Origin of the sequence: Thalassolituus sp. ST750PaO-4 (assembly GCF_020320405.1) — a bacterium.
GTDB lineage: Bacteria > Pseudomonadota > Gammaproteobacteria > Pseudomonadales > Oceanobacteraceae > Venatoribacter > Venatoribacter alkanivorans.
The window spans coordinates 121,072-143,724 of record NZ_JABVCB010000012.1; the positions used below are offsets into that span (position 1 = coordinate 121,072).

Consider the following 22,653-nt stretch of genomic DNA (forward strand, 5'->3'; position numbering starts at 1 on the left):
AGTGCGCTTCGGAAGAAAGTACTGAATGGAGAATAAGGGGCTGTCACGCGAATGCAAATTTTTCAGCCGGTACACCTTTTTTATTGATCCGCTATTGGCTGACCTGGCGCTGTTTTCAGCTCCCGTGCCAGCTCTGCAGGCAGTGCCTGGTCCGGCTGACGGTAATCACAAACGCCGTTGGGGAAAATGGTCTGCAGTTGCTGGCGGTACGGGGAGGCATCGATATCGCCGTAAAAGCCTTCAACGATCGCCTGCTCAACCGGAATCAACGCACACTGAAAGGTATTGCCGGCAATGGATTCCCCGGCAATCTGCCGGCTGCTCTGGTTGAAAGGCATCAGCCGGGTGCAGTTGCCGTCAGGCTGGTGGTTCCAGCGACCATCCCAGGCTTGTTCTCCTTCATAGATCACATCGCCTTCACTGCTTAGGCAGCGGTCGGTGGCTGCCGGTGGCCTTGCACTGATCAGGTCACCGTTGTTGAGGGCCGCGCGGGTCAGCCACTGATCCATCACGGCAATGGCATCCCACATCGGGTTATAGGGTTTGTGCGAAATCCAGATCGGCTGCAGGCGGATATCCGTGCCGGCATTCAGTAACCGCTGACGGGTCGATAAGGCCGCCCAGGTATGGTGGATATTCAGTTCATGGTCGAGGTACATGCGCACATCCATTACCGGAATGTTCAGCTTACCCATAAACACATTACCCGACTGATAAGCCGCTGTTGCGGCGGCGGTACTGCCGTTAAAGCGTGGTGCAGGCTGTTCCGGGGAGGCGCTGTTAACACCGTGATGGGTCATATTGTGCTCACCGTAGGGGGTGAAGCGATACAGCCGCGAATCACCGCTGACGTGCCAGTAGCGCTCTTCTGTCATGTCTTCTGCTGGCTGCCACGAGCCGACGCGGCGGTTCAGTTCCAGAAATTGCGCCATGCTGATGGTGTCGTTTTTCAGCGCCTGCAGACCATATTGCACGCCGTCGTTACTCCAGGGCGAAGGTGCACGGCCGTCTTTATCGGTGCCATAGATGTCACGGTTGTCCTGCCAGTGGGTCCAGTAGGTGCGTTCCCGCACCGCACGGGCAAAACGGTGGTAATCGCTGTGAAAATGCGGGTTGTTCACCAGAGGCACCGAACCGCGCCAGCCGCTGTTACATTCCGATGCCGGTGGCGTTGGGTCTGGCCATTCCAGCCGCAGCAACTGGGCAATATCGGTGAGCCAGCTGAGGCGCGGCTGGCGCCCGTTACTGACGCTTAACCCCAGTATGGCCTGGCGATGTGCCGGGTTGCGCCAGAAATCCCGGTCGCTGGCCAGATGATCGAAATAGTATTCGAGCAATTCGCAGTCGAGGGTGTAGTGAATCTGGGTGACCATATCCGGGTAGGCAATCAGGGCAACGCCGCCGTCGATAATACCGGGCTGATTCTGGGCAAACAGATTCTGCTGCAGCCCACCGCCGGAGCCACCGATACCGATGGTAAAAGCCGGTTCACCATAACGTGCGACAAACTGGCGTTTTACCCGCAGTGCGGTGTCTTCCTGCAGGCGGATGTTGTAGGTGTTGTCGGTTTCATTGGCGGTGGAAAAGGCAACGGCATAGCCCTGTTCCAGTGCTTTGCGCATATCGCGGGTCAGGCGCTGCAGGCTGAGCTTGCCCTGCTGGAAACCAATGCTGATGCCGCCGCGGAAGTAATAAATCAGCTTGCCGTTCCAGCGTGACAGGTCGGGTTTGGTGAGCTGGTCGGCGCGGCTGGTGGGCAGCAGCAGAACGTACATAAAACGGTTGATGGTGCCGCTTTCGGCACGGACCAGTAGCTGATGATCGTCGGGAACCGGGTCAATGTTGTCATCGACGCGCCTTGGGAAGCTTTCCTGCTGGTTGCGGTAATACAGGTAATGCACCCGGGTGGGCAGCGAGCAGTCTTTGCTGTAGCCGATTACATACTGCGAGCGCTGGCCTGCCAGTGTTTCGGCGTACACCGGAATGCCCCAGCCACGGGTGTTGTCGATCAGCGGCTGGCCCAGATGGGATTCTTCGGTCTGACATAAAAAGGGGTACTGATTCGGCCCGGCAAATAATGGCTCATCGGGACCGGTGGCTCCGAACTCGATCGGAAACGGAAAGGTTTCGGCTGGTCGCTCGCTCAGGGCCGGATGCGGACCGTTATAAGGCGGCATATTTGCCAGCCGGCTGCCGGGTGGTAAGCCAACGACTTGTGGAAAATCGGAGTCCAGTCCGGCTTCGTGACGCAGTTGCAGGTAATAGTGATAAGCAATGCCGGCGCTGCCGGTCAGCAACAGAACAATCACCAGCAGCATTATGTTTATTTTGGCGCGGTTCAGTTTGGGCATGGCGTGCTCCTTATACTTCCAGTCTAGAAGCTGGTAGCAGGAGCTGAGTTACATTTTGTAGTTTTGGTTGTCGTTTTGGAGCATCGTTCAGTGCTGGCCGGGCCGCCAGAGCCAGAGTCAATCAGGCTGCAGGCAGCGCCCGGCGCGGGCTTCGGATGGTTACAAAAAAAGATGGCGGCAGGAGGTCTGAATGTTGCTGTTCAGCCACCAGCGAGCAGGGCAATTTCAGCCTCGGTCAGGTCGCGGAACTCGCCCACCGGCAGGTCAGGATCAAGGACAAACTCACCCACCTGTTCTCGGTGCAGGCGTTCTACATGGTTACCCATGGCGGCAAACATGCGCCGAACCTGATGGTAACGGCCTTCATGGATGGTCAGCAGTACTTCACGGTCGCTGATGCGTTGCAGTTGGGCCGGTTTGGTCGGCACCGGGTCGTCGTCGAGCAGAATGCCGCGCTCACAGCGTTGCTCGGCGTCGGCACACAGGTCTTCGGCCAGCCAGGCACGGTACACTTTCGGCTGGTGGTGGCGCGGTGAGGTTAAATGGTGCGACCACTGACCATCGTCGGTGATCAGCAGCAGGCCGGTGGTATCCAGATCGAGACGGCCAACGGTGTGCATATCCAGCCGGTTGGTGATGCCTTTGAGTAAATCAAACACCAGCGGATGGGCGCTGCCGCGGTTGGCACAGACATAGCCGGCTGGCTTGTGCAGCAGAATATAGCGGTGGCCAGTTTGCAGAATTAAGCGTTCACCGTCGAGGGTAATTTCATCGCTGTCAGTCACTTTGGCGGATGCGCTTTTGGGTTTGACGCCATTGACCAGTACACGACCGGATTTAACGGCTTTGGTGGCAAGCGAGCGGGTCAGGTCGGTGGTGTCGGCAAGGAATTTATCGAGACGCATGATGAACTGCAGAAAAAGAATGTGGCCGCATTTTATCACGCCGCAGAGAATGCGTCTGTCCTGCCGGTCTGTTCCGGGTTTTACTGCAGAGTTAACGGACGGCATCAGTGAGACAAAGTATTCCGGCCGTGAGTTCGCCGGCAGCGCTTTGCAACAGAGATAAGCATGCTTTAATAGCGCCAGCCGGCAGGCCGTTGGATAGATTCAAAAAAGAACCGCACGAAAATTAAACAATAATTAAAAACGATACGCGCAGAACAGAAAGTCGCGAACAGCAAAGGGGGCAGGGTGTGACAGAGCAAGATAAGTGGAAAAAACGCAGCTATTGGCCGGGCATCAATACTCAGATCCTGATCGCCGCCATGGCCGGGTTGCTGCTCGGTTACTGGCTGAATGGCCAGAATGCTGCGCCACAGACCCGCGAACAGATTCTGTACGTTGCCGGTCTGGCCGGTGGCGTGTTTATCGATCTGCTGAAAATGGTGCTGATTCCGCTGATCTTTACTTCCATCGTAACCGGTGTGGCGCATCTGCAGGCTCATCGTCAGGCCAGCCGGGTATGGCGCTATACCTTTGGTTTCTTTGTGCTGTCGATGCTGCTGGCAATGATTCTGGCACTGATCGCCACCGGTTGGGTCAGACCGGGGGATGGACTGCAGCTGGATATGTTTGCTGAGAGTATGGCCAGCGTCAAAGTCACTCAGCTCAGTGGTCCCGAATTTCTTGCTCAGTTTCTGCACAGTTTGTTTTTGAATCCGCTGCAGGCGATGGCCAATGGCAAAATTTTACCCGTGGTGGTGTTTGCTCTGTTTCTCGGTGCGGCGATGGTTAAAGCGGGTGAACGCAAACAGCAGGTGCTGGGTGTGCTGCAGGAGTTACTGGAGCTGCTGATGCTCATTATTCAGTGGGTTATGTACCTCGCCCCGCTGGGTGTGTTTGCTTTGCTGACCAAACTGATGGCCACTCAGGATATGGCGCTGTTGCGTACCATGGGGGAGTTTATCCTGCTGATTTTTGCCATCACACTGATTCATGGTGTCGTGGTGCTGCCTGGCCTGCTGTATGTGTTTACGCGCAAATCGCCGCTGTGGCTGTGGCGCGGAACCCGCCAGGCGCTGGTTACAGCATTTGCCACCAGTTCCAGTGCCGCGACGCTGCCGGTCAGCCTGAAGTGTGCCGAAGAGCAGCTGCACGTACGTAATGATGTTGCCGGTTTCGTACTGCCGGTCGGTGCAACCATGAATATGGATGGTACAGCGCTGTATGAAGCCTCGGCGGCGCTGTTTATTGCTTATCTGGCGGGGGTGGATTTATCGGTCGGGCAGCAGATTATTGTCATGCTGACAGCAATGGTTGCCTCTATGGGGGCGCCGGGTATTCCCAGTGCCGGCATGGTGACCATGGTGATGGTATTGCAATCGGTGGGATTACCGGCCGAAGCCATCGCTATTCTGCTGCCGATTGACCGAATCCTCGACACTGTGCGTACAGCCGTGAATGTCGAAGGTGATCTGGTCGCTTCGGTTGTGGTGAATGAGCGCTTGGGATGACAGGGATTAATGGGGATTGGAACGTGACTGAAATCTGGTTGGCTCTTGTTGGCCAGGGGCGGCAGGGTCAGACAAATAGGCAGGTTTGAGCGTAGTCTCTGCAATGACTCTGTCTGCCGACTTCTGTACAATCCGCGCCAATTCTGTTTCCGGTACGCTGCCCGCGCCGCAATAAAACAGCGAAGTAATAAACGAGAGCAGCGGCCTTATTCCGTGAGGTTTGTGTTATGTCCGATGGCAAATTGTCTTCCGGCAAGGTTGGGTTTGTATCTCTTGGCTGTCCCAAAGCGCTGGTGGATTCTGAAAAGATCCTGACCCAGCTGAAAATGGACGGCTATGACGTGGTGAACAGCTACGACAACGCCGACGTGGTGGTGGTGAATACTTGTGGTTTTATCGATGCTGCCAAGCAGGAGTCACTGGATGCTATTCGCGAGGCCATGACCGAAAACGGTAAGGTGATCGTGACCGGCTGTATGGGTAAGGGCAAAGATGCCGAGACCATCAAAGAGCTGAACCCTGGCATTCTGGCCGTCACCGGCCCGCAAGCCTATGAAGAAGTGATGACCGCCGTGCACGAGTGGGTGCCGCCGGTGGCGCAGGAACATAACCCGTATATTGATCTGGTGCCGCCACAGGGTGTGAAGCTGACGCCGCGCCATTACTCTTACCTGAAGATTTCCGAAGGCTGCAACCACAGCTGTACCTTCTGCATTATTCCGGATATGCGCGGCAAGCATGTCAGCCGTCCGATCGGTGATGTACTGGACGAAGCCAAGCGTCTGGTCGCCGCAGGCACCCGTGAACTGCTGGTGATTTCGCAGGACACCTCGGCTTATGGTGTGGATCTGAAATACCGTACCGGTTTCTGGGATGGTAAGCCGGTTAAAACCAAGCTCTACGACCTGTGCAAAGAGCTGGGTGAACTGGGTGCCTGGGTGCGTCTGCACTATGTGTACCCGTACCCGAGCGTGGACGACATCATGCCTTTGATGGCCGAAGGCAAAATCCTGCCGTATCTGGATATCCCGTTCCAGCATGCCAGTCCGCGCATTCTGAAGCTGATGAAGCGTCCGGCCCATGCCGAGAACACGCTGGAGCGTATTCATAAATGGCGCGCCCAGGTACCGGATCTGGTGATCCGCTCCACCTTTGTGGTCGGTTTCCCCGGTGAAACCGAAGAAGACTTCCAGATGTTGCTCGATTGGCTGGAAGAAGCGGAACTGGATCGCGTTGGCTGCTTTAAATACAGCCCGGTGGAAGGTGCGAAAGCCAACGATCTGCCGGATCATGTGCCGGAAGAGATCCAGCAGGAGCGTTTTGACCGCTTTATGCAGGCGCAGCAGGCGATCAGTGCGCGTAAGCTGCAGCGTAAAATCGGCAGCCGCATGACGGTGATTATCGACGAAGTGGATGAAGAGGGCGCGGTTGCCCGTTCTGCCGCCGATGCGCCGAACATTGACGGCATGGTGTATCTGAACGATTTCTTCGATTGCCAGCCGGGCGATTTTGTTGAAGTTGAAATCGAGCACGCCGACGAATACGACCTGTGGGCATCACCGGTGGCCTGATGCCTATTTGAAAAGATGATGATCTTATAAAGTCCCTTTTTAGGGACTTTATTTTGTCTTTTGGTTGTTAAAGTCCTGTTTTTGGGTCTTTATAATGTATTGACTTTTATGTTCCCTGATGGGATCTTAATGTTTATTACTGGTCTTTAAGTCCCTTTTGGGTAACTTTATGTCGTCTGTATCGTCTTATTCCGATCTGTCTCCTGCCGCCCTCAGTGAACAGCTGGGTGAGCGGCTGAAACTGGCACGGCTGAATCAGGATCTGACTCAGGCTCAGGTTGCTGAGCAGGCGGGTGTCAGCCGTAAAGTCGTGATCAATGCCGAAAAGGGCAAGGCATCGCTGGAAGTCTTTGTTGCTCTCCTGCAGGCGCTGAATCAGGTGTCGCAGCTGGATCAGTTTCTGCCGCCGCAGACCTTATCGCCTCTGCAGCTGGCAAAGCTGCAGGGTAAGCGTCGCCAGCGGGCTTCAGGTTTGGGGCTGGGGCAACAGGCTGCTGATACGGGGCCGGCAGGGGAGGACGGCTCATGGTGATGGAGGCGATCCGGGTGCAATATGCCGAAGGTGCTGTCACCCATTCTGTAGGAGCGGTCAGCTTTGATACCACTACCGGGCAAGGGGCATTCGAATACAGTCCGGAATTTATCCGCAGCGGCATCGAGCTGGCACCTCTGACAATGCCTCTGGCGGCGGGTGTCTATCGGTTTCCGCAACTCGGCTTCGCCACCTTTAAAGGCTTACCCGGTTTAATTGCCGACTCACTGCCGGACGACTTTGGTAATGCGGTATTAAATGCCTGGGTTGCCAGTCGCGGTAAGCGCCCGCAGGACATCACGCCATTGCAGCGTCTGCAGTACACCGGTAAGCGCGGCATGGGTGCACTGGAATTTGCACCGGCAACACGGCTGAAAAGTCTGAATGCCTCGCAGCAGGTGGAAATTCATGCGCTGGTGGAAATTGCGCAGGACATTCTCGATAAGCGCAGTGACTTTCAGGTAACACTTGATCAGCACGGTGCTGATGATAAAGAAGCCATGCTGGCGCTGTTGTCGGTGGGTATGAGTGCTGGCGGCGCACGGCCTAAAGCGGTATTGGCCTTTAACGAGAATTTTACTCAGGCGCGCTCCGGGCAGACCGATGTACCGGCAGGGTTCAGTCATTATCTGATGAAGTTTGATGGTGTCAGTGAGCACAATCAGAATACAGAAACCTTTGGTGATCCTATGGGTTATGGTGCCATGGAATATGTCTATGCGCAGATGGCCCAGGCCTGTGGTATTCAGATGATGCCCTGTTATTTATTGGCAGAAGGTGATCGCCGCCATTTTCTGACCCAGCGATTTGACCGCGCCGGTAACGACAAAATACATATGCAGACGCTTAATGGTCTGGCGCATGTGGATTACAAAAAACCGGGCAGCTTTTCCTACGCCGAATTGTTTGCCGTAGCGCGCCGGTTAAAACTGAGTGCGCCTGAAGCGGAGCAGATTCTGCGCCGTATGGTGTTCAATATCGTTGCCCGCAATCATGATGATCATGCCAAAAATACTGCGTTTTTGTACCTTAACCGGAAATGGTCGCTGGCGCCGGCCTATGACCTTGCATACAGCTATAAACCCGGTAGTCCCTGGGTGAACAGCCATTGGATGAGTTTAAATGGCAAGCGTGATGCCTTTACCCGTGAGGATATCTATTCACTGGAAAAGCTCAGTCCGTTGTTCAGTCGTAGAAAACTTAATACGGTTATTGATGAGGTCATTGAGAAGGTTTCGCGCTGGCCGCAGCTGGCAAAAGAACAGGGTGTGCCTTTGTCACTGGTGAATGAAATTACGGCGAATCTGCGGCTTACTTTATGAGTAAAAAAATTCTCCTGCTGTCTGCCTATCGCTCTGACAGTCATGCCAGCTGGGCGAAATGGCTGACACAGAATCTGGCCGCCGACTGGCGTGTGCTGGAATTACCCGGGCGTTATTATCGCTGGCGCATCCGTGGAAATCCGCTGAGCTGGCTGGATGAATTGCCTGAACTTCTGCACGATTGGCAACCTGAGCGTATTCTGGCCACCTCGATGGTGGATATCGCCACTATTAAGGGCTTGTTTCCGCAATTGGCGGCGGTACCGGTCAGTTATTATTTTCACGAAAACCAGTTCGCGTATCCGCAGGGGGAAGGTCAGCACAACTCGGTTGATCCGATGATGGTACAGCTGTATGGCGCGCTGGCGGCCGACGAATGCTTATTTAATTCGGATTTTAATCGCCAGACGTTTTTAACCGGTGTGGATGCACTGTTAAAAAAACTGCCGGATTGTAAACCGTCGTCGTTATCTGATCGTCTCAGAAAAAAATCAACCGTGCTGCCGGTGCCGGTTAATTCCGTGGCTGCCGGTAAAAAAATCCCCGGTCTTATTGTCTGGAATCACCGCTGGGAATATGACAAAAAGCCTGAATCGTTTTTACAGTTACTGCAGTTACTGAAAGCTCAGGGCGTTGATTTTAAACTGGCGCTGCTGGGCGCACGGGCGCAAAAAATACCGGCGGCATTAACCCATATCCGCAATGAGTTTTCTGCACAGATTCTGGTTGATGCTATGGTCAGCCGTGCTGATTATGAATACTGGCTGGGGGCTGCTGAAGTGGTTATCAGTACGGCCATCCATGAGTTTCAGGGGTTGTCGGTGCACGAAGCGGTCAGTGCCGGAGCCGTACCTGTGGTGCCTGATGATTTGTGTTATCGCGAACAATATCCTGAAGCACTGCGTTACCCACCCGCGGATACTGATGCGGCGGTTGCTGTTATCCGTGCGGTATTCTCTGGCAAAGACGGTTGTTTACCACAGGCAGCAGTGACCAGTTCTGCCGATGCCTGGCGGCAATGGCTGAATCATTGCTGAGCCAGCAGGTCGTACAGGGCCTCAAGAATTTTGCTCAGGTTACCATCCATATCTTTGGCTTTTCCCGCCATATCATCCAGCCTGGCGGTCGTCTGATTCGCCAGTTTCATGAGTTTTTTCTCCTGATCCTCTTCAAGACCAAGGCTGAATAACATGCCTTCGAGGCGAATCACCATGTCGCTGACGGTGTTGGTGACGCTTTCGGTATAGGCATTAATCTCATTACTGGTCAGGCGGATGTTGTCTTCAGCCAGGGCAATCAGGTCACGTAAAAATTGTGTACGCTGCTGGCTGAGATTGGACTCCGCAGCAATGGACTGCGCGCGGCCATTGGCAATATCGGCGAGCACCGCCAGATGGTCTTTGAGGCGGCCATAGCGGGCTTCATCGTCCAGGGGCATATTCTTGATCAGAATAATCACCATGCCGCTGTGAATAACGGTGCGGACACCCAAATGGGTAATCCGCTGGTCGACATTGCGGAATTTCATCAGAACTTTTGCCTCCATCGAACCTGCGGTGCAACCCAGCAGAACCGGTTCCGCTTCGTCAATCAGCACGCAGCAATTGAGGCCGAACTGGGCTGCGACGGTCATAATGGCAACGGCGAGGGCGCTGCCTTTCTGAATGGCCTGAACTTCTTTTACAAAATGGATAATCTGGCCCAGCTCACTGGAGCTGGTCATAGCTTCCATCGCTACATTCATGGCTTCGTGCGATTGCGCAATGGCCTGCTTGCGTGACAGGCAACGCTGCAGATGAAACTCAATCTTTTCCAGCAGCAGGGTGCCGTCAATGGGCTTGGTCAGGTAATCATCGGCGCCGGCTTCAAAACCGGCAAGACGCTCTTCGGCACTGTCTCTGGCAGAAACAAATATCACCGGAATGGTCGCGCTGCGCGCCGTTTTACGGATTGTCAGGCAGGTATGGTAGCCACTGATTCCCGGCATGTTGATATCTAGCAGGATCAGGTCCGGCTCTTCCTGCTCCAGCATGCTCAGGCATTGTTCCCCTGATTCAGCTTCGCTTATGCGGTATTTGTCTTCCAGCAGGCTGCGCAGCAGCAGGCGGTTGTCGGCAGCGTCATCGACGATATAAATCAGTGGTTGGGGTGTCATGCGTTTTCTCCATTACTACGGCTGTATGGCTGATCCCTGGCCGGAGGCCTTATTTTCTGGCCCGCAGTTAACGGGTGGACGTTATCTCTCAGTCTAGACGCGGAAGACGAGGGGGCAATGTTGGGGCTGGCATCTGCGGATTTGCGTGGTTTTACAGCAGGTTATGGCGGGATAGAAGGCAGCGGGGGGCGGACGACTGCGGTTTTTCCGGATTGTGCGCATTTGCGGGTCTGTTAATACGGGTTTAACAGACCCGGACTGGAGGTGCTATTTGCTTAAGGCCTCTTTGACCGATGCCGGAAGCTCGCCGTCCCACTTTTTATAGATCGGGAGCAGCTTATTTTCCCGCTCGAGGACAGGCATACGCTCGTTGTAAATATCAATCAGAACCTGCGACAGTGGCGTGTTGGCAAAGCCGATGTAGATGTCGGTGCCTTCGGGCATTTCGTTCATAACGTAGTGCGTCATATCCAGATTGTTGGCGGCTACGGTCGCGGCAATTTCGTCCCACTCATCAATCAGGTAATCAATTTTTCCGGCTTCGAGCAGTTCCAGTCCCAGTGCCGTGGTGCGGTATTCCAGCAATTCAAAGTCACGTTGGTCTGCTTCAATAACATCGTAGTCTTTTATCCAGCCGACATTTTTATTGCTCAGGCTGGCCGTGCCATTCCAGGGCAGATTGCGTTTAGCCAGGGTTAATACAGACATGTATTCCACATCGATGGCATAGTCCGGAAAAAGCAGGTCTTCTTCGGTTTCTTTGTATTCACCGGCAATGGCGTTGTAAACACGGTATTTGGTAACCATCTTCATCGCCCGGTTCCAGGGGACGTTGGCTGTTTTCACCTTAACCTGCGCCGGCTCGTAGATCGCCTTCAGTAATTCCCAATAGAGCCCGGTACCATCAGCGTTGGTAAAACCTTCCCATTCGGGGGCAACCACACTGATCGACTTGATATTTTCACGATTGAAAACTGAATTTTTTTCGGCGGATTCCGCGGCTGCAAACAGGCTGCTGAAAGACAGCAGTAAAAGGATAAGGTACTTGGGCATAAGAAGGCCTTGGCATGAATGATCCCTTAATGGTAACACCTGTGGCGCGGTCTTCTTGTTCAGAGTGTCCGGAATTACAAAATAAAACGCAGAGAACCGAAGTACTTCTGCGTCCTGATTTCTACTGATTTTTTTATTATTTGCGTCCGTTCAGTTCGTCCAGTTTGCGCAGCATAATGCCCATGATCTGTTGATACAGCAGGCTGCCGCTGTGCAGATCTTCGACACCCATGTCGATGCTGGGGTTATCGTTAACCTCAATAATAACGGCGCGGTCGCCGCTTTCTTTCAGGTCCACACCATAAAAGCCATTACCCATGCACTTGGCTGCTTTCAGTGCGGTCTTGATGACTTTTCTCGGAACTTTATCGACCGACATTGCATCGGCATTGCCGGATTTATGCGAGCGGGCACTGTGGTTGTAAATCTGCCAATGGCTTTTGGCCATAAAATAGCGACAGGCGTAAATGACCTGATTGTCCATAATGCCGATGCGCCAGTCGTAATCGGTGGGCATAAATTCCTGCAGCAGTAAAATCGCTGAGCGCTGACTCAGACGCTCGATGCATTCAATCAGTTGTTCGCGGTCTTTGGCTTTTTCCACCCCGATAGAAAACGAACCGTCCGGCACCTTAACAATCACCGGCAAGCCCAGCTCGGCAATCAGACCGTCGAGATCATAGGGCTGGTTACCCATAATCAGACGGGTTTTCGGCGTGTCGACTTCAAAGCGCTGCAGACGTTCATGCAGATACACTTTATTCGAGCAGCGCATAATGTCGGTGGGACTGTCGATCACCAGCAGGCCCTGATTTTCTGCATTCTGGGCTATCTGGTAGGTGTGATGATCCACGCGGGTGGTTTCGCGGATAAACAGCGCGTCGTATTCGCCAATACGGGATGCATCTTTCCAGGTAATAAAATCGACATTCAGGCCGAGGTCTTTACCGGCTTTTTCAAAGGCTTTTAAGGCGCCTTTGTTGGATGGCGGCAAGGCTTCTTCCGGGTTGTGCAGAATGGCAAGGTCGTATTTAAAGCGTTTACCCGAACGGCGGTTACGCCAGATTTTATGGCTGAAGGCATCCAGTGCTTCGGCAAAGCGGGTCTGGCCAGCATCGTCCAGATCATCAAGTGAACAGCAGTGCACGCGGCTGATGGTCCATACACCGGGCTGATGACGGGTCAGGGTGATATCCAGTACCGGAAAACCAAAGGTATCAAAAATACGGCGGGCAACGGCTGCCAGCTCCGGCTGTTCGCTCTGGCCGAAGTAAATGCGTAACGGCAGCTGCTGGCTGTCGGCATCGCGTTTTTTGTAAAGGCTGTCGAGCTGACGTCCGTAGCGCAGTGGCAACGGCTGGCCGGATTCAAAGCTGTTCAGCTCGCGGATGGCGCGCACCGACGGAAATACCTGACCGCCGCGGGCCTCGGCCAGCAGCGAGCCGTAATAGCCGGTGCTCAGATAACTGTAATCGCGGCACAGGTTAATGACGTAGCCGCGGGTCTCGGCGAAGTCGCGCAGGTATTGCTCAATCGCAATCACCTGATTGGTCGGATAAAACGGACTCCAGTCCGTCAGCTGATCGACAAGCACGAGCAAAGGTTTCATAACATATTCCGCAGAATGAGACCGATAAAATAAGGTGGTTGCTGAGCCCGAAAGGACGTCTGGTCAGACTCCGGATCAACGCTCTGGTTCGTGCCGGATTGCGGCGTAAGAAAAAGGGCAGTCCATCGCCTGACGGTTGTTAGCGTCAGCAGGCAGCGGCACCAGAACAGTGCTGGCTGAAAAATCATAGTATGCAGGGGGCGCGACTTTCGCCAGTAAAAAAATAGCGCTGGCGCTACTTTTTTTCGGCGGAGGTGAAGACTATGCTCAGCGGCATTGTCAGACCGTGCGCTATGCATCCGGCTGATCTTTTCTGGCTCTGAAAATTACGGATTTTTATGCATCCCCGACTGGCGGAAATTAGCGACGTTGCGGCGTTGAGTGCACTTGAAGCGCAGGTATTCAGCGGTGACTGTCTGAATGCGCGGCGCTTTCGCCATTTTATCCGCAGCGAGCACAGTGAGCTCTGGTGTCTGGATCATCCGCAGGGCGGCATTCAGGCCTATGCGCTGGTGCTGTTTCATCGCGGCACCTCGCTGGCGCGTCTGTATTCTCTGGCGGTTGCGCCTGATGCCCGCGGCCAGGGGTTGGGACTGCAATTGCTGCGCTGGGTGGAAGAGCGGGCGCTGGCCCGTCACGTATTATTTATGCGCCTTGAAGTACGCAAGGACAACGCTGGCGCATTGGCCTTATATGAGCGTTATGGCTACCGCCGGTTGCGTACCCTCAAACAGTATTATGAGGATGGTGCCGATGGCTGGCGTATGGAAAAACACCTGCGCGGTGCAATTCCGGTACCGGATAAAATCCCGTTTTATGCCCAGACCACACCTTTTACCTGCGGCCCGGCCGCCTTGCTGATGGCGATGCGCAGTCTGGATAAAAGCGTGGTGCTTAACCGCCTGCATGAGCTGAACCTGTGGCGCGAGGCGACCACTATTTATCTGACCACGGGTCACGGCGGAACCTCGCCGCAGGGGTTGGCTCTGGCGGCGCACAGTCGTGGTTTTGCGGTGCGGTTGTGGCTGTCGGATATTCGCGTGGCGTTTCTGGATGGTGTGCGCAGTAGCCATAAGCGTGACGTTATCCAGCTGGTCGGTGATGATTTTCAGGCGCGCTGTGACAGCGCCGGGATTATTACCGAGGTCGGCACTAAAAGTGTGGATGACCTGCGCCAGGCGCTGGCGGCGGGGTACCGTATTCTGTTGTTAATCAGCACCTGGCGTCTTAACCGCAATAAAGCGCCGCACTGGGTGTGGCTGGTTTCGGTGGACGATGATTACGGCTATATCAACGATCCGGATGTGGATGCCGATCTGGATCAGGTGGCGACCGATAACCTTTATGTACCGGTCAGCCTCGACAATCTGGCGCGTATGATTCAGTACGGCAGCGCGCAGTACGGGGCGGCGGTATTGCTCTCTGAATCGCCACAGCCGGTTCAGGAGGCTGCGTGCACGTAAGGCTCGGTACGTTGCGGGTCGTACAGCTCGTCAAATTCCGGCGCGCGCTCTGAGCGCAGCGCCACCCAGCCGGCGACATCTTCACGCCATTCTTCCATTGGCCGTATCAGCGGCGCCGCCAGCATCTTGGCTTCGGTGCCACGGGTCGCAAATACCAGAACCTGTTCCACTTTGTATGCCTGTAATGCCATGCCTGTTGCTCCGCGATTATCTGACTCTGTGCCGGTCGTGAATACTGCGACCGGGCGGCACTTTATACCAGAAGAGAGGCGTTCAGCCTATGCCGGAACTGTGTACGGGAGGATCTCCGGTCATCAGAAAACAGCGCAAGTGGCGCGAAAAAACGTAACAAAAACAAAGAGTTCTGCTATATGCTGTACGGCAGTCCCGGATGGACTGCGCTGAATACTCTCCGCTGACAGCGACGTTTTAACGAACGACGACAAAAAGTTAATTAACGACGACAAAAAGAGATTCCATATGCTGAACCTTGTCCGTTTCCGCCCCATTGCATCTGCCAGTGCTGCTGCATTGTTGCTGGCATCATCTGCTGTGATGGCGATGTCGCAACCGCCGCAGTCGCTGAGCAGCGAGATTGTATTTACCAACAGCACGCTGGAAACCCTGCAGGTCAGTCTGCAGGGGGATGCCAACGCTGAACTGGTCAGTGCTGAAGTACCGCCGCTGGCAACCCGTACCCTGGCCCGTCTGATCCGTGATGCCGCAACTGACAGCAGTCTGGTGCTGAACCTGAGCTCCGATGCTGATCAGTTTGTATTGCAGCAAAATACTACCGGTCTGAACGTCAGCTTTGCCGCCAGCGGTAATGGCTGGAATCTGGCTGGCCAGAGCGATGACAGTATTCACCGTCAGGCCGCGACTATTGAAGGCCGCGCCGCCACGCTGGCGGTTAAAGGCGAAAGTCTGAGTGATGGTGGCATTATCCGTTATGTGCTGCAGGAGCAGGATAATAAGCCTGCCGCACAAGCCCCTGGTGATTTCAGCCTGCTCAGCTACAACATCTGGGCGACCACAATTTTCGGTTCGAAGAAAGTTTCCACCCGCCTGACGCAAATGCCGCAGGTGATGGCTGACTACGATGCGCTGGTACTGACTGAAGTGTTTGATCTGGCAGAAAGCAATGCGCTGCTGGATGAGTTGCGTGCTGAGTATCCGTATCAGACCGGCGATATTTTTAAACTCGGTAAGGTGCTGGGTTCTGGTACCCGTATTCTGTCGCGCTGGCCAATCGTGCTGGAAGATTCACACGCCTACAGCGATTGTGATGGTATTCAGTGTGCGGCTACGCGGGGAGTTATTTATGCCAAGCTGAATAAACAGGGCAAAACCTACCACGTATTTGCCACCCATACCCAGTCGTCCGATGACGATGCCAACCGTAACGCCCGTCTGGCCCAGTTGCAGGAAATGGGGGATTACATCCGCAGCCTGAACCTGCCTGCCGATGAGCCGGTGCTGATGGCCGGTGACTTTAACGTTAATAAAATCGGCCTGCCGCAGGATCGTGATTATCTCGAAGCTGTGCTGAATGCCCGTGAGCCGCAGAATACCGGCCACACGCTGAGTTTTGATTCCAACACCAACCACTGGGCGGAAGCGCCGTATCTGGAATATCTGGATTACACACTGGTCAGCAATGTTAACCAGCCGGCAGTGAGTGCCACGCAGGAAATTATTGCGCCGCGTTCGCTGCAGGATAACCTCTGGGGCGAATGGGATTTATCGGATCATTATGCCGCCCGTGGCCTGTTCCGCTTTGATGACAGCAATGTCGTCCGCAGCGCATTTCCTTATGCCGGTGACGTTGTGCATTTGCAGACTGCGAATGGCCACTTCCTGCGTGCAATGAGCGGCGGTGGCAGCTTTGTCTCGGCGGGTTCATCGCAGGTCGGAACCTGGGAAAGCTTTATTATGGCCAGCCTGGCTGACGGTAAAGTGGCTCTGCAGGCGCGCAATGGCGGTTATGTTGGTCTGGATTCTTACCTGCTGGGCACACTGACTACCGGGCACAGTAAAGACAGTGCAGCAGCACAGTTTGAACTGGTAAACCTCGGTAATGACCGCGTGGCCCTGAAAGCGGATAACGGCAAATATCTGCGTGCCGATTTTGGCGGTGGTGCCGGTGCCAGCGCTGGTTCCGCCGACATTGGTGCTAATCAGACCTTTGTGTTGATTCGCCCATAAAGCGGAGTCTTTAGCAGATATAAAAAACGGAGCAGCAGCTCCGTTTTTTTATGGTTGTCGTTTAGCGTTAACGTTTAAACGGCAGCAGGCTGCGTGCCTGTTGCTCATAAATAATAACCTGAGCTTCTTCTTCCTGCGCAAAGTGCGCAACGGCCTGCTGGAATTCCGGCTGCATTAACTGGTGATAACTGAAGGTGCTGACCGGCGTAAATCCACGGCTGATTTTATGTTCTCCCTGGGTACCCGGATCAAAGCGCTGCAGATTATTTTTTATGCAAAATTCAATACCCTGATAATAACAGGCCTCAAAATGCAGACCGTCGATATCCTGCTGACAACCCCAGTAGCGACCGTAGAGCGTCGTGTCATCAAAAAAATACAGGGCAGAGGCCAGAAGCTGGCCGTCTTTTTCGGCCTGTACCAGTAACATTTGTCGGGATAAATGCTGGCGGCATAACTGAAAAAACGTTTCGTTCAGATAGCCCTGAGAACGCCGGCGCCAATAGGTTAATTGGTAGCACTGATAAAAAAAGTGTATGTCGGCGGCGCTGATATTATCGGCGGTTTTTTGCACAATATTGATGCTCATGTCCTGCAGGCGCTGGCGTTCTTTACGTACATTTTTGCGTTTGCGGCTGGCAAAGGACTGCAGGTAATGATCAAAACTTATATAGCCCTGATTAAACCAGTGAAACTGACAGCCGCGCCGGCGTACCGGTGGCATTGCCTGCGTGGTTGCGGACTTACAAAGTGTATCCAGCAGCACTTTGTCGCCGGGAGCGACAAAATTAAGGTGCCAGCCGGATAACTGCTGCGCTGAACAAAATGCCTGTACAGCCTGTAATGCATCCTGCCAGGCTTGCTGTACTTGTATGTCTGACGCAGCGTTATGCAACAGCCGGGGGCCACTTGCCGGAGTAAAAGGAGCGGCCCATAACAGCTTGGGATAATATTCCAGCGCATAGCGCTGATAGGCTTCGGCCCAGCTCCAGTCAAATACATATTCGCCGTAACTGTGCGTTTTGCGGTAGCAGGGAATGATTATTTCGGCCTCACCCTGAGTATCAAAGCGCACCAGATACTGTACCCGCCAGCCGCTGTCGTGTTCATTGCCTTCGTTGTTGTCTTCGTTGTTGTTGCCGCTGCTGCCGGAGCCAATGCAGCCGCTGTGTTCGAGAGCGGCGAGAAAGCGGTAATCAAGAAAGGGATAATCCCCCGCGCTGTTGCGCTGCAGTTTTTGCCACTGAGTTTCAGGGATGGCGCTAATGCTGGTGATCAGGTGGAAATCCTTCATTCAGAGCGATCCGTAGTCTTTGTGGGTTGCATATCAGTATCTGCGGCAGAATATTTGTCAGCTTATCTGTGAAAGCAGTGACCTTGCGCAGTCTCAGGCCTATCATAATGACTGGAATAACTACTGCGGAGGGAATTATGTTCCGTCTTGATGAACGACTGCAATCGGATACCACGCTGATCGGCCGCCTGCCACTGAGCCAGGTGCTGCTGATGAACGACAGCCGTTACCCATGGGTGATTCTGGTACCGGCCCGTAACGATGTGTTTGAAATTTATCATCTGTCTGAAGAAGACCGGATGCAGCTGGCCAAAGAATCCAGCTGGGTGCTGGAAAAAATGGCCGATCATTTTTCTGCCAAATCCATGAACGTCGCCGCGCTGGGTAATGTGGTTGCTCAGTTGCATGTGCACCATATAGCCCGTTTCGCTGATGACCCTGCCTGGCCGGGCCCTGTCTGGGGACACAGTCCGGCGGTGCCGTACAGTGCAGCAGCCCTGGAGGAGCGTGTGCATGAGCTGAAAAGTTTATTTTCCAGTCATTTTGTTGAAGACCTGCACGCTGAGGATGACGAAGAAAACAACGTCTATTGGTAATGTCTGAGCCGGAGAAACTATATGATTGTGTTACGCCGTTTTATGAATAACCCGCTCAGAAATTTTAATTATCTGATCGCCTGTGAAGAAACCCGTCAGGCCATTGCCCTTGATCCTCTGGATGGCGAAGGCATGGTGCAATTAGCCGCTGAACAGGGGTTGGATATCCGGCTGATTATTAATACCCACGAGCACCATGATCATATTGACGGCAATCCGGCGGTGCAGGCTGCAACCGGTGCGCCCATCTGGGCGCATAAAAATGCGCTGGGAAAAATCCCTAATCAGGCGCATGGTCTGGATGCCGGTGATGTGATTGAACTGGGTACGTTACGGTTTAATGTGTTGTTTACGCCCGGTCATACACCGGTACATTTATGCCTGCTGGCACCGGTGTCGGAGCACGAACCTGTGCCGGTGTTATTTTCCGGCGATACCTTATTTAATGCCTGCGCCGGTAATTGTTATAACGGCGGTAATGTCGACACTATGTACGATACTTTTGTGTCGCAGCTGCTGCCATTGCCGGATGAAACCTTGCTTTATCCGGGGCACGATTATATGAAAAATAATCTGGCTTTTGCCCTCGACCGGGAACCGGGTAATGCGATGGCCGGTTACTGGGCTGATCAGGTGTCAGCCTTTTCTCCCGACGATATGCCGGTAATGACGCTGGGGCAGGAGCGTGAATATAACCCGTTTTTACGTCTGCACGAGCCACGTATCCGTGAGCGTTTGAAAGAAGAGCACTTTCCGCAGCTGGGTGACAGTGACCGTGATGTATTCCGGGCGCTGCGCAGCCTGCGTGATCAGTGGTAAATGGCGCACTCAGCTCTGGTCAGAGCAATGTGCGGATGTTGTCCGCAACTCCTTCACCCCAGCGGGCGTAGCCTTCAGCGTTGGGGTGATAACCATCTTCTGCCATCCATTGTGGCTGCAGCGGCAAGCTGATCGCCGCATGATGCCAGCCCTGCTTACTGCATAAGTGTCTTATTTGTTTATCCAGTTGCCAGGCGCGCAAACCAAGAAAGCGGTTCAGTGGGGCAGGCAGCGCAGGGAAATCCTGCATCGGCGGCACCTGAGTAAATACAACCTGAGTTCCTGCCGGCAGGTGGGCTGTTTCATGCTGAATAATACGGCGCAGCTGGCGTCGCCATTGGTGGGCAGCAGTCAGACCTGTGGTGTCATTCACGCCCAGAGTAATCAGCAACAGTGCTTTCTGGTATGGCGCTTGCTCCGGGGCTTTATCTTCTTCTGCAATGATGTCTTTTAACTGCGCTGCGCGGATGCCGCTTTGTGCAATCGCCTGCCATTGCACCGCTAATTGTTCACTGGCCAGTGCCCGGGCAATACAGGCGGTGAGGCCATTGCTGATGCTGCTGATACCCACACCGGCGACGGTGCTTTCGCCAATATGACGCAGCAGCAGACTGTGCGCTGGCTGTTGTAATTTCGGTTCAGTGCCAGAGCGTATGCCGCTGGCTTCAGGCAGGCGCAGGGTATTGCGTTTAACGGTTTTTCCCTGATAAATAATCCAGGGCAATACCGGCAGCAATGGTAAATACAGCAGATAGCTGAGCAGTAACGTCAGTCGTGATGTCATGGTGCGCTTTCCAGCAGGTGGCGAATACGTTGTTGCAGGGCAGGGATAGCGTCCTGCTCAAACCAGGGGTGTTTTTTCAGCCACAGCTGATTACGTGGTGAAGGATGCGGCAGGGCAAAAAAATCGTGGGGAAAATCCCGCCAGTGCGCAACGCGTTCGCTCAGGTTGCGATAATCATCGTTTAAATAGTAGTTCTGCGCATATTGCCCGATTAACAGCGTCAGGCGGATATTGGGCATGGCTGCCAGTAATTGCGTATGCCAATGCGGTGCACACTCCGGGCGCGGTGGTAAATCTCCGTTTTTACCTTTTCCCGGGTAGCAGAATCCCATCGGCATAATGGCGACTTTGCTGTCGTCATAAAACACATCATTGCTGATGCCCAGCCACTGGCGCAGTCGCTGGCCACTGGCGTCGTCCCAGGGAATTCCGCTGGCGTGAACTTTGGTTCCGGGTGCCTGGCCAATAATCAGCAGACGCGATGTCGCCGCCGCGCGGACAACCGGGCGTGGCCCAAGTGGCAGGTCAGCAATACAGCGGGTGCAGTGCTCAATTTCGTTGAGCAGTGGAATTAACTCAGACATGTTCAGCGGCCAATGGCAGGTATCTGTGCATGGTGGCGTGTTCCGGAGCCAAAATCAAAAAACAGACTGGTGAAGTTCCGGGCAAAAAAAAGCGGCCGGTGTAAACACCGGCCGCTTAACGATGTGCCGGCTGCCCGGAAGCGCACCAGCCATTGCTGCATGGGCAATGGATTACATCGCCATGTCTTTCAGTTTCTTCAGTGGCAGAACTTTAACCTTGGTGCTCGCAGGCTTGGCAGCAACATCCATGGTTTCACCCGGACGGAATGGGTTCGGCACATTTTTGCGGGCTTTTTGCGCAGGTTTTTTGATGGTCTTGATTTTCAGCAGGCCTGGCAGAATGAATTCACCAACGGCACGTTTTTTCACGTGACGTTCGATCAGAACGGTCAGTTCTTCCAGTACAGCGTTAACGTCTTTACGGGCCAGACCAGTCGTTTCTGCGATTTCGTTCAGCAGTTGGGTCTTGCTGTATTTTTCAGCAATAGCAGTGGTCTTACGTGCTGCCGGTGCGGCTGCCTTGGCAGCAGGTGCTTTGGCTACGGCTTTTTTAGCCGCAGGCGCTTTAGCGACGGCTTTCTTTGCAGGTGCTTTGGCTACGGCTTTTTTAGCCGCTGGTGCTTTGGCAGGGGCTTTGGCAACCGCTTTTTTCGCAGGAGCTTTCGCCGCCGGAGATTTTCTTGCAGCCATGGTCTGATCCTTTTGGTTTTGTTGTTCCGGGTTCGGGCTTCTCCGTGGCAGGCTGACGTTGAGATGCTGCATATTATCGGAGAGGCCAGAGAATTCTTATGTAAAAAAAAGGGCGAGGCAAGCACCTGAGCCCTGTTTTTTCGGGGTTTTTCGTCACAAAACGTGATTTGCGACTATCTGATACGGTTTTTTGCGGAAATTCACCGGTCTTTTATGCCAGCTTTTTCAGTACCCAACCGAATATGCCACTGTAGCGCACCGGGAACCAGCGTTGAATACGGTCCATCAGGCGGGCGTCAGCACCGATCAGAATACGGCGTTTTTGTTGTTTTACCCCGCTGAGAATCACATCAGCGGCTTGTGCAGGGGTTGTGCGTGCCATCTTTTCAAACTCTGCAATCTGGGTGGCGTGGTCTTTCTCGCCAGCCAGAGAAGTTTTCATGCGGCCATTGCGGACGATGTTGGTTTTAATGCCGCCGGGATGCACGGTGGTGACAAAGACGTTGGTATCGGCCAGTTCCTGACGCAGGGATTCGGTAAAGCCGCGCACGGCAAATTTGGTCGCGTTGTAGGCGGCCTGGGTTGGCAGGGCAATGATGCCAAAAATACTGGAAATATTAATAATGGCGGCCTCTGGTCGGCTCTGCAGATAAGGCAGGAAGGCTTTGGTGCCGTAGACCACGCCCCAGAAGTTAATATTTACAATCCATTCCATGTCGTCGTAACTCATATTGGCGACGGTTTCTGATAAGGCGACACCGGCATTATTGATCACAGCATCGACCTGACCATGGTCGGCGACCACCTGTGCGGCATAGGCTTCGAATGCATCGCGGTCGGCAACGTTCAGGGCGCTGAGGGTTACTTTGCCGTGGCCGCTCAGCAATGAGCGGGTTTCTTCCAGGCCTTTCATATTGACGTCGGACAGTGCCAGGTGGGCACCTTCGCGGCTCAGCTGCTGGGCCAGTGCCCGGCCAATGCCGGAAGCTGCACCGGTGATGACAACAACTTTATTGGAAAATGACTGCATGGGTTTGCTCCGCTGATGTTCTGCTGAAGTGAGGGATGCTCACGGCTGTTATTGTTTTAGTCTGTGCAGACTACCTGAGTGAGGAGGGGGCTCAAGGTGGATTTGTGACGATCCGCAGGGCTTTCTGCCATAACCGGCAG

At 54.0% G+C, this 22,653-nt stretch carries 20 protein-coding genes; 9 read left to right on the plus strand and 11 right to left on the minus strand.

Features of this window, described 5'->3' with window-relative positions; genetic code table 11:
• Positions 1-80: 80 nt before the first annotated feature.
• Both HUF18_RS13665 and HUF18_RS13670 read right to left on the minus strand, forming a co-directional pair.
• Positions 81-2,351, minus strand: a complete 2,271-nt coding sequence (locus HUF18_RS13665) for a DUF6351 family protein (RefSeq protein ID WP_225692587.1) — start codon at positions 2,349-2,351, stop codon at positions 81-83.
• A 200-nt stretch (positions 2,352-2,551) separates the two neighbouring features.
• Complete coding sequence (locus HUF18_RS13670) at positions 2,552-3,256, minus strand: pseudouridine synthase (RefSeq protein ID WP_225692588.1); 705 nt, start codon at positions 3,254-3,256, stop codon at positions 2,552-2,554.
• 290 nt (positions 3,257-3,546) lie between these two features.
• Between HUF18_RS13670 and HUF18_RS13675 the strand changes: the two genes are divergently transcribed.
• From HUF18_RS13675 to HUF18_RS13695, 5 genes are all read left to right on the plus strand, one after another.
• On the plus strand, positions 3,547-4,806 hold the full coding sequence (locus HUF18_RS13675; RefSeq protein ID WP_225692589.1) for a dicarboxylate/amino acid:cation symporter: 1,260 nt from the start codon (positions 3,547-3,549) through the stop codon (positions 4,804-4,806).
• A gap of 227 nt (positions 4,807-5,033) precedes the next feature.
• Positions 5,034-6,377, plus strand: coding sequence for a 30S ribosomal protein S12 methylthiotransferase RimO (gene rimO / locus HUF18_RS13680; RefSeq protein ID WP_255606138.1), 1,344 nt, complete (start codon positions 5,034-5,036; stop codon positions 6,375-6,377).
• A gap of 169 nt (positions 6,378-6,546) precedes the next feature.
• On the plus strand, positions 6,547-6,909 hold the full coding sequence (locus tag HUF18_RS13685; RefSeq protein WP_225692590.1) for a helix-turn-helix transcriptional regulator: 363 nt from the start codon (positions 6,547-6,549) through the stop codon (positions 6,907-6,909).
• On the plus strand, positions 6,903-8,231 hold the full coding sequence (locus HUF18_RS13690) for a type II toxin-antitoxin system HipA family toxin (protein ID WP_225692591.1): 1,329 nt from the start codon (positions 6,903-6,905) through the stop codon (positions 8,229-8,231). Before HUF18_RS13685 ends, HUF18_RS13690 begins: the two co-directional genes overlap by 7 nt.
• The gene (locus tag HUF18_RS13695) at positions 8,228-9,268 is read left to right on the plus strand and encodes a tRNA-queuosine alpha-mannosyltransferase domain-containing protein (RefSeq protein ID WP_225692592.1); all 1,041 of its coding nucleotides are present in this window, start codon (positions 8,228-8,230) and stop codon (positions 9,266-9,268) included. The genes HUF18_RS13690 and HUF18_RS13695 overlap by 4 nt, the downstream gene beginning before the upstream one ends.
• Here HUF18_RS13695 and HUF18_RS13700 read toward each other — a convergent pair.
• The 3 genes from HUF18_RS13700 to HUF18_RS13710 all read right to left on the minus strand — a co-directional run bounded on the left by HUF18_RS13700 (position 9,259) and on the right by HUF18_RS13710 (position 13,048).
• Positions 9,259-10,386, minus strand: coding sequence for a response regulator (locus HUF18_RS13700; protein WP_225692593.1), 1,128 nt, complete (start codon positions 10,384-10,386; stop codon positions 9,259-9,261). The genes HUF18_RS13695 and HUF18_RS13700 overlap by 10 nt on opposite strands.
• 267 nt (positions 10,387-10,653) lie before the next feature.
• Positions 10,654-11,439 carry a substrate-binding periplasmic protein gene (locus HUF18_RS13705; protein ID WP_225692594.1) on the minus strand — a complete coding sequence of 262 codons (786 nt, stop codon included), beginning with the start codon at positions 11,437-11,439 and terminating at the stop codon, positions 10,654-10,656.
• A gap of 136 nt (positions 11,440-11,575) precedes the next feature.
• The gene (locus tag HUF18_RS13710; RefSeq protein WP_225692595.1) at positions 11,576-13,048 is read right to left on the minus strand and encodes a RimK family protein; all 1,473 of its coding nucleotides are present in this window, start codon (positions 13,046-13,048) and stop codon (positions 11,576-11,578) included.
• Between the two features lie 338 nt (positions 13,049-13,386).
• On the opposite strand from HUF18_RS13710, the gene HUF18_RS13715 reads away from it, so the two are divergent.
• Positions 13,387-14,511 (plus strand): GNAT family N-acetyltransferase/peptidase C39 family protein, encoded by a 1,125-nt coding sequence (locus tag HUF18_RS13715; RefSeq protein WP_225692596.1) that lies wholly within the window; start codon positions 13,387-13,389, stop codon positions 14,509-14,511.
• Here the strand turns inward: HUF18_RS13715 and HUF18_RS13720 are convergent.
• The gene (locus tag HUF18_RS13720; protein WP_145468375.1) at positions 14,490-14,702 is read right to left on the minus strand and encodes a hypothetical protein; all 213 of its coding nucleotides are present in this window, start codon (positions 14,700-14,702) and stop codon (positions 14,490-14,492) included. The genes HUF18_RS13715 and HUF18_RS13720 overlap by 22 nt on opposite strands.
• Positions 14,703-14,991: 289 nt before the next feature.
• Here HUF18_RS13720 and HUF18_RS13725 point away from each other — a divergent pair, with 289 nt between their 5' ends.
• Positions 14,992-16,716, plus strand: a complete 1,725-nt coding sequence (locus HUF18_RS13725; protein ID WP_225692597.1) for an endonuclease/exonuclease/phosphatase family protein — start codon at positions 14,992-14,994, stop codon at positions 16,714-16,716.
• A gap of 67 nt (positions 16,717-16,783) precedes the next feature.
• Here HUF18_RS13725 and HUF18_RS13730 read toward each other — a convergent pair whose 3' ends face one another.
• Positions 16,784-18,010 carry a GNAT family N-acetyltransferase gene (locus HUF18_RS13730; protein ID WP_225692598.1) on the minus strand — a complete coding sequence of 409 codons (1,227 nt, stop codon included), beginning with the start codon at positions 18,008-18,010 and terminating at the stop codon, positions 16,784-16,786.
• 137 nt (positions 18,011-18,147) lie between these two features.
• Between HUF18_RS13730 and HUF18_RS13735 the strand changes: the two genes are divergently transcribed.
• Together HUF18_RS13735 and HUF18_RS13740 are read left to right on the plus strand one after the other, a co-directional pair.
• Positions 18,148-18,606: an HIT domain-containing protein gene (locus tag HUF18_RS13735; RefSeq protein WP_145468381.1), complete on the plus strand. Its 459-nt coding sequence runs from the start codon at positions 18,148-18,150 to the stop codon at positions 18,604-18,606.
• Positions 18,607-18,627: 21 nt separating this feature from the next.
• Positions 18,628-19,425 carry a hydroxyacylglutathione hydrolase gene (locus HUF18_RS13740; protein WP_225692599.1) on the plus strand — a complete coding sequence of 266 codons (798 nt, stop codon included), beginning with the start codon at positions 18,628-18,630 and terminating at the stop codon, positions 19,423-19,425.
• Between the two features lie 19 nt (positions 19,426-19,444).
• Here the strand turns inward: HUF18_RS13740 and HUF18_RS13745 are convergent, their stop codons facing one another.
• From HUF18_RS13745 to HUF18_RS13760, 4 genes are all read right to left on the minus strand, one after another.
• Entirely contained in the window at positions 19,445-20,209 is a 765-nt protein-coding gene (locus tag HUF18_RS13745) for an SGNH/GDSL hydrolase family protein (RefSeq protein WP_225692600.1), read from the minus strand.
• A complete protein-coding gene (locus HUF18_RS13750; RefSeq protein WP_225692601.1) occupies positions 20,206-20,793 on the minus strand; it encodes a uracil-DNA glycosylase family protein in 588 nt (195 codons plus the stop codon). Before HUF18_RS13750 ends, HUF18_RS13745 begins: the two co-directional genes overlap by 4 nt.
• 171 nt (positions 20,794-20,964) lie before the next feature.
• Positions 20,965-21,483, minus strand: a complete 519-nt coding sequence (locus HUF18_RS19645) for an HU family DNA-binding protein (RefSeq protein WP_145468390.1) — start codon at positions 21,481-21,483, stop codon at positions 20,965-20,967.
• 211 nt (positions 21,484-21,694) lie between these two features.
• Positions 21,695-22,513 carry an SDR family NAD(P)-dependent oxidoreductase gene (locus HUF18_RS13760; RefSeq protein WP_225692602.1) on the minus strand — a complete coding sequence of 273 codons (819 nt, stop codon included), beginning with the start codon at positions 22,511-22,513 and terminating at the stop codon, positions 21,695-21,697.
• Positions 22,514-22,653 lie beyond the last annotated feature (140 nt).

What these genes read in the sequence shown, in the direction of transcription:
- HUF18_RS13665 (WP_225692587.1), bottom strand. Translation starts at nt 2,351, where the DNA reads ATGCCCAAACTGAACCGCGCCAAAATAAACATAATGCTGCTGGTGATT.
- HUF18_RS13670 (WP_225692588.1), bottom strand. Translation starts at nt 3,256, where the DNA reads ATGCGTCTCGATAAATTCCTTGCCGACACCACCGACCTGACCCGCTCG.
- rimO (WP_255606138.1), top strand. Translation starts at nt 5,034, where the DNA reads ATGTCCGATGGCAAATTGTCTTCCGGCAAGGTTGGGTTTGTATCTCTT.
- HUF18_RS13685 (WP_225692590.1), top strand. Translation starts at nt 6,547, where the DNA reads ATGTCGTCTGTATCGTCTTATTCCGATCTGTCTCCTGCCGCCCTCAGT.
- HUF18_RS13690 (WP_225692591.1), top strand. Translation starts at nt 6,903, where the DNA reads ATGGTGATGGAGGCGATCCGGGTGCAATATGCCGAAGGTGCTGTCACC.
- HUF18_RS13695 (WP_225692592.1), top strand. Translation starts at nt 8,228, where the DNA reads ATGAGTAAAAAAATTCTCCTGCTGTCTGCCTATCGCTCTGACAGTCAT.
- HUF18_RS13700 (WP_225692593.1), bottom strand. Translation starts at nt 10,386, where the DNA reads ATGACACCCCAACCACTGATTTATATCGTCGATGACGCTGCCGACAAC.
- HUF18_RS13705 (WP_225692594.1), bottom strand. Translation starts at nt 11,439, where the DNA reads ATGCCCAAGTACCTTATCCTTTTACTGCTGTCTTTCAGCAGCCTGTTT.
- HUF18_RS13710 (WP_225692595.1), bottom strand. Translation starts at nt 13,048, where the DNA reads ATGAAACCTTTGCTCGTGCTTGTCGATCAGCTGACGGACTGGAGTCCG.
- HUF18_RS13715 (WP_225692596.1), top strand. Translation starts at nt 13,387, where the DNA reads ATGCATCCCCGACTGGCGGAAATTAGCGACGTTGCGGCGTTGAGTGCA.
- HUF18_RS13720 (WP_145468375.1), bottom strand. Translation starts at nt 14,702, where the DNA reads ATGGCATTACAGGCATACAAAGTGGAACAGGTTCTGGTATTTGCGACC.
- HUF18_RS13725 (WP_225692597.1), top strand. Translation starts at nt 14,992, where the DNA reads ATGCTGAACCTTGTCCGTTTCCGCCCCATTGCATCTGCCAGTGCTGCT.
- HUF18_RS13730 (WP_225692598.1), bottom strand. Translation starts at nt 18,010, where the DNA reads ATGAAGGATTTCCACCTGATCACCAGCATTAGCGCCATCCCTGAAACT.
- HUF18_RS13735 (WP_145468381.1), top strand. Translation starts at nt 18,148, where the DNA reads ATGTTCCGTCTTGATGAACGACTGCAATCGGATACCACGCTGATCGGC.
- HUF18_RS13740 (WP_225692599.1), top strand. Translation starts at nt 18,628, where the DNA reads ATGATTGTGTTACGCCGTTTTATGAATAACCCGCTCAGAAATTTTAAT.
- HUF18_RS13745 (WP_225692600.1), bottom strand. Translation starts at nt 20,209, where the DNA reads ATGACATCACGACTGACGTTACTGCTCAGCTATCTGCTGTATTTACCA.
- HUF18_RS13750 (WP_225692601.1), bottom strand. Translation starts at nt 20,793, where the DNA reads ATGTCTGAGTTAATTCCACTGCTCAACGAAATTGAGCACTGCACCCGC.
- HUF18_RS19645 (WP_145468390.1), bottom strand. Translation starts at nt 21,483, where the DNA reads ATGGCTGCAAGAAAATCTCCGGCGGCGAAAGCTCCTGCGAAAAAAGCG.
- HUF18_RS13760 (WP_225692602.1), bottom strand. Translation starts at nt 22,513, where the DNA reads ATGCAGTCATTTTCCAATAAAGTTGTTGTCATCACCGGTGCAGCTTCC.